At 56.7% G+C, this 379-nt stretch carries 1 pseudogene; it reads left to right on the top strand.

The annotated features are described in order from the left end of the window. Positions 1–379: pseudogene (locus tag NW835_RS13445) on the top strand (RNA-guided endonuclease TnpB family protein); the annotation flags it as partial.

Raw genomic sequence — 379 nt, 5'->3', positions numbered from 1 at the left:
CACAACAGGTAGGCAGGAGGCTAACCGCTGCCCGCAAGGTTGCCCAGCAGAAAAACCGTCCGGTCAAAACGTTCAAGTCTGGCTTTGTTACCTACGATGCCCGCATTTTCTCCTTCCGTGAGAGGGACTGGACAGTATCGCTGACCACCGTCGAGGGACGCGAACGCTTTGAGCTGGATGTTGGCTCCTACCAGCGCGGCAGGCTAACAGGTTCAAATCCCAAAGCAGCTACGTTGGTCAAACGCCAAGACGGTTCCTCCTTCATCCAGATTGGTGTGGAGTCTGAGGTACCAGAGCCGGAGCACGCCGTCAAGGCAACGGGCGTGGATTTAGGTAGGAGGGATATTGCCCACACCTCTGAGGGAGACCACTGGAATGC

This window comes from Synechococcus sp. OH2 (assembly GCF_047462155.1).
In the GTDB taxonomy this organism is placed as follows: Bacteria; Cyanobacteriota; Cyanobacteriia; order Thermostichales; family Thermostichaceae; genus Thermostichus.
The sequence above is the reverse complement of the archived record's forward strand: the minus strand, read 5'-3'. Positions and strand labels throughout refer to the sequence as shown.